Annotated in this window: 1 protein-coding gene and 1 pseudogene (1 of these 2 only partly in view); one reads left to right on the forward strand and one right to left on the reverse strand. The window is 67.6% G+C overall.

Annotation, left to right across the window (positions count from 1 at the left end; all coding sequences use genetic code 11):
• A pseudogene (locus ACWCPY_RS39335) lies at positions 1–5,510 on the reverse strand (hypothetical protein) (its annotated part extends 24,402 nt beyond the left edge of the window); the annotation flags it as partial.
• A 268-nt stretch (positions 5,511–5,778) separates the two neighbouring features.
• Here ACWCPY_RS39335 and ACWCPY_RS39340 point away from each other — a divergent pair.
• The coding region (locus tag ACWCPY_RS39340) for a hypothetical protein (protein ID WP_451273403.1) at positions 5,779–6,000 on the forward strand (222 nt) is incomplete at its 3' end.

The following is a 6,000-nucleotide window of genomic DNA, read 5'->3' on the forward strand; positions in this document are numbered from 1 at the left end:
AGTCTCAACATGGGATCGAGCACCTCCCCCGCCGGCCAGGCGTGGAAGTCCGGCGAGAAGGCGGACATCTGCTGGGCGCGCTCCGCCAACTCACGGAAGGCGTCGGCGCGCAGCAGCAGGCGTGGGAAGCCCGCCACCCCCTGCGCGTGCACGTTCTCAACGGCCTCGCGGATCACCGCGCGCGCCTCGTTCCGCAAGGCGTCACGGCCACGCCCACCCATCCCGCCCGCAACCGCCACCGTCAACAGCCGACGATCCGGACCACTCACCAGACGCAGCGCGGCGACGTGACCTCGTGTCAGAAACTTGGCAAAGTCAGATCCCTCAGAAGGCCTGCCGATATCCCCGGCAAGCCAATCGTGCCGCTTTGCGTACAGGATCTGATAGGGCGTCGCCAGATCGAAGTCCCCTGCCAAGGCGGTGGCGGCCCATGCATACAGATACGCGGGGTGCTCCCGCCTCAGGAGCACGGCACGTTCCACCGCCGTGGAAGGCCAGATCTCCTGCAATTCGGCGAGGATGTCCCGTAGCCTGGCACGCCCATCGGGGAGCAGCCACGCCAAGAGCGCCGCCCGAGCCGCTGGCAACGTCCGGGCGGGGGCCCTCTTCCGGTAGACCGACAGCAGTCGCGAGGCTGCCCCCACATCGCTCTGGGCGGTGTTGGCCACGGCGTCCAGAAGCTTGAACACCTCGGGTCCCGCCGGGCGGTCGGGGGCCTCGCCCGGTGCCTGGCGCAGCATCTCGAGCAAGCGGCGGGCGGAGGCGTCGGCCTCGGCGGAGCCGTCCGTCTTCGCCTGCTCCTCTATGGAGTGGCCGAGCTTCTCCACAAGAGCCCAGGCAGCCCGCTGTACATCGGGGTCTGCGGCCATGGCCGTGCCCAGTTCCCGCTCGTACTTGTTACTGATACCTTCCCAGTCGAGGTCGGGGTTGGAGGAGAACGCCCGGAAACCTTCGGCGTACCAGGGAAAGGCGTCCTCCGCAGAGCGTGCGGCGGCGACGAGCGCCGGATCTCGCGGGATGAAATCGACCAGGCGGGGCATACCCTGCCCGGCCTCCACCGCCAGTTTCAGAGTCGGCTTCCGCCTTGTCCAGCCAGCATAGGCCGCCGTCGTGGGGGCGGTGGTCGGGTGTGTGCTCCAGTCGGCGGTCTGCGATGCGGCCGGATCCCCGCCGGACACATAGGGGGCCGTCGAACAGGACAGCATGAAGATTCGGGCTTCCTTCGGCAGCCCGGCGGCGTCCATCAGCGTCTTGAGGTGCTGACCCCACTGCGACCCGCTGATCACCCGCCCGCCGTAGCGCGACACGACACGCAAAGCCTGCGGCCAGCCGTGTGCGCTGGCCAGCCACGTGTTCTTTTCCAATCCCAGCGGCCTCGGAGCTCCAACGCGCTTCCCATCGACGTCCCTGGGCGTCCAGCTGTCGATCTCGGGCACACGCGGCAAGTATTTCCCGAATTGCCACGCCCAGTCCCGGGCATTGAAACTGGAGACACCGATACGCCGACCGTCTCGATAGCTGTCCCGGGTGACAATGGTTCGGTTCCACGTCTCGCTCGACAGTGCCAGGGGCGGCTCGGTCAGCTCCACTGACAGGAATGTGAGACCGGTCGCCTCATCCTGGTGTACTTGTGCTTCAGCCACCCGGTACCCGGTCTCGGACGCGTGGAGCACCATGGGGAACTCCGGATCCGCCGACAGAACGGAGACATCCGGAGCCGAGGCACGGTCGACCGACCACATCACCGGCAGACCCTGACCACCGGCAAAACCGCGGAGCTGGTCGAGCGCGGCCTCCTTATTGGTCGTCGCGCGATGGAACCGGGGTACCACCACCTCGGTGCCCGGCTCGGGCACGCCGCTGCCCCGCCCCCCGTCCGGCAGACTGCCGGTCCAGTAGATCCTCGTATGGACCGAAGGCAGCATCTCCAGCGCCTCGACCGCCAACGCACCGTAACCGGCGAAAGCTTCGAGACCCAGCTCGTCGACCAATGCCGCAGCCCGGACCGCGAGCTTACCCGCACGGCCCGGATCGGCATTGTCCTCATTAGCAAGGGTGCGGAATGCGTCATCGTGCAGGAACAGCAACGGGAACCGCGAACGTGTGTTCTCAGCCGCGGCCCGCACCAGCGCACGCGCCTCCTGACGCAGCCCCTCCCTGCTGCCGCCTTCCGCCGCCGCGATCAACCCCGCGTCCGGACCACTGACCAGCAAAACCCCGAATGCAAAGGCCACGTTGATATTGGGCCCCAGAAGATCGATGTTCTGATGGCGGAGCAGCCACTCCGCCATCCTCGCGCGGCGCTGCTGCAATTCCTCGGCCGCCGCAGGTGAGAGCCCCTCGAAGTTCAACTCCTTCTGCCGGATCAGGGCGAGGGCGTGCGCGATCCGCAGACCGGGTTCCCCGATCTTTGCCAAGAGCGATGCGGCCAGCCTGGCGTACATCATGTGATGCGACGGCCTGAGTCGCGTCATCAGGTCGGAATCCTCGTCGCGGAGCCGGCGCAGGCCGTCGGTTTCCAACCGCTCCTGGGGGTCCAGGACACCTTGGGCCCAGCCCTGCAGTCGGGCCAGGTCGACCCGCCTGGCGTCGGGCTCCTGGTCTCGCACATCGGCATCCTGAGCAGCCGCCAGAATTTCCGTCAACGAGTGTGTGCCGCGCGGCAATTGGTGGCCGAGTATCGCCTCGCGGAACCGCACCGCGTCGCCATCGGGCAGGAGCGCGCGATGAACCTTGAGCAGCCACTCCACAGCTGCCGCCGGTCCCTGCGTCATCGGCAGACCACGCTCACGCGTCTCCCGCAGGAATGAATCGCTGTGGGGTCGAGGAGTGGACGGCGCCAGGGGCAGGACCCGGGTGTTCAGCTCCGGTTGATTTCGCCACAGCGCGCTGAGTGTGATGCCGGACGTGCTCTGGTAGGCACCGCGTTCGAACATGTCCATCAGCTCGCCCAGCGGGGCTGCTTGAAGCTCGGACCGCCAGAGATCCGTCGTGGTGAAACCGGGAAAGCCCTCAAGCCTCGCAAGGCCCTTGGGGAAGCGGTGGCCCGGAGGGAGCAGGCTGCGCGTCACGAGGTCCGGGTCGTAGCGCCCTGGTCCGGACAGGTGGTCGTGCAGCGCCATGACCGCCTCTCGGGCGGTCCTGACTACCAGGGGGTCGGCCGCCAGTACCTTCCCCAAATCCACCTCGTACTGCTTCGCGAGCGGAGGCAAGCCATTCGAGCGGTAGAGCTTCGGGTAGAGAGGGGAGTACTCGGCCGGGGCCTCGTCCGTTCCGTCATCGACCGTCGAGTTCCAGCCTTCAGAGGGGAAATCCGACGCCGTGACGGCGGTCCTCTCGCTCGCTGGGTTGTCCCGAGTGTCATCCGATGCCCTGGGTGATACGCCGGGGTGGAATGTGCGCCAGGTGGTGGCCTTGCCGTCGGCGTCGAAGTCCAGGCTGACCTGCGGGGCCGTAGTGCCGTCGGACTTGGTGAACGCCACATCCCCGACAGGGGCATTGACCGTGAATCCGGAAACGTCCGCCACGATCTGGGCGTCGATCTCCGCACGGCCCCCACGGTCGAACTCCGCTCCGGTCTTGCACGAGAACAGAGTGATCTGCTTGAACCCGGACAGTTCGTTCCTGCGAGTGCGAAGGTAGTGGCCCAGCTCCTCGGCGCTCCAGACCACAGTGCGCCCGTCCGGCCTGACGACGTGGAATCCCTTGCCATCATGGTGAAGCGCCAGGAAGAAGGACTCCCCGAACCCTTCCGGTAGATCCTTCCACTCAGCCGCCGGCTTCCCGCTGTCCTTGCGCCACTGCAGGTAACGGGTCTGCTCAGCAAGCTTGCCGTAATGGGCCCTGCGCTGCTGGTCCTTGGCGTCGAAGGACATCACACCGATGAACTTGCCGCTGTTCCCTCGGATCTCCTGCGAGACCGACTCGGGAGCGTCCCACCTGGCCTTCGGCCGCACACCCCTGGACGGGTTCCGGTCCGGTGTGAGGGACGGAACCACGTTTCCGGGCTGCTGGAAGCCCGGCGCGTGGGACCAGCCCGACACGTCATGACGACCGGCACCACTCTCCACCCCGGCGGACACCTCGGTGGACGGTGCGCCGCTCACCTCGGTCGGTTCGCCGTTCACCTCGGCGGACGGTACGCCGCTCTGCGTGACGCGCGGTGCCGCGCTTCCGACCGGTTCCACAACGATACGGGGAGCCGCGCTCCGCACGGAAAGCTTGGCGTCACCCGGGGCAGGCCGCAGGACCGGCCGACCATCCGAATTTTGAAGGGACGGGGCCGAAGTCGAGTTCGAGGTCGAGGTCGGGACCGGGATCGGGGCCGCCGAGGTCGAGGTCGGCTTCGCGGCCGCTGAGGTCGGGGCCGGGGTCGGGGTGGTGGAGGGCGCTGGTGTGGAGGTGGTGCTCGTGGGCGGAGCGCCGGCCCTGCCAGCCTCCGGAGTCACGGACGGGGCCGGAACCGGACCAGCGGCTCCGCGCTGCGCGAACGGCGACAGCGCGGACTGCCCGCCCGAAAACTCGCCCTGCCCGCCCGTCTCGGACATGACGGGACCGACCGAGGTGACCGGGCCGCTCAGCGGCGGCACGGAGTAGGTCTCGCCGGCCGGACCATGCAGCTCTTCCCGCGGCGTCACCGTGTCCGTGTCCGTACTCGTAGCCACTCGCCGGTTGTCACGCGAGCCGACGCGCAAATCATCGGGCAGCTCACGACCGGCCGGATGCCGGCCACCCTGCAGACCGCCCTCGGACGTGGAGTCACCCGTACGGGAGAGCTGGGCCTCGCCCATGTCCAGCGAGGAATTGACGACACCAGACAGCCTCGGCGTAGTCAGGCCGTCTGAACCCGTGGATACGCCCCCACCAAAGACCTGCGTGCCCTCCGGCACGACCCCGGCCCCGGCCTCATCACGCGACACCTCAACCCGCCCGAGCAAGACCTGATCCCGGATCTGGTCCGGGACGTGGTCCGGGGTCTGATCCGGGACGTGGTCGGGGATCTGGTTGTGCCGGTCGTGGCTCCCGCCCGTGGTATTCGTCCCCGTGGGCAGGCCCGAACCCGTGAACCCACCGGTAAACCCACCGGTGATCCCACTGGTCGTGCCGATCGGCAGGTCCGTGCCGCTCGCCGGCACCTCCGTGCCACCAACCACCGGAACCGGACCGCTCTGCAGACCGGTATCCACGAAACTCATGGGAACGTCATCGATGCCGGAGAACCAGGACACCTCGCCGCCGCCGTTGACGTAGCTGAAGACCGGCGGGGTATCACTTGTGTCGTTGAAGCCGCTGACATCGCTGAAGACCGAGGAGGCATCACCCAGATCAGTGACGTCGCTGACATCACTGAAGTCCAACGAGGCATCACTCAGATCGCTGAAGATCGACGAGGTGTCGCCCATGTAACTGAAGACCGATGACGTGTCGTCCAGGTCGCTGTCGTCGCGGTGGAACGCGGTGGTGCCGCCCAGGCCGCCGGTATCACTGAAGGTTGTCGGAATGTCCGGCACATCACGGACGGGCGCGTCCTGCCACGGCCCCCGCGGCAGAAGAAGCGGGGCATCCGTCAGCCCGGGCGACTCAGTAACAGGCGGCCGCCCGACGGGAGGCTGCGTGAGGGGAGGTTGCCCGACGGGAGGCTGCGTGACGGGCGGCTGCGTGAGGGGAGGCTGCCCGACGGGAGGCTGCGTGACGGGCGGCTGCGTGAGGGGAGGCTGTGTGAGGAGAGGCTGTGTGAGGGGTGGTTGTATGAGGGGTGGGGTGTTGGGGGTTTTGGTCGTGAGCCAGTGGTTCTTGCTGTTGCGGACGGTGTCCGGCGTGTTCAGGGGGCGGGGCACGCTGTCGGTGTGGTTCTTCAGGGTGCTGACCAGCTTGGTGTTCAGCAGGACACCCGCCCCGCCCACCCCGAGTTCCGCGGCGGAGGAGAGCGCACCGCTCACACCCGCCATCCACAAGTCCTGCAGACTGACCTTGAATCCTCCCTCGAAGGTCAGGCGGAAG

Source organism: Streptomyces sp. NPDC002403 (assembly GCF_053593015.1).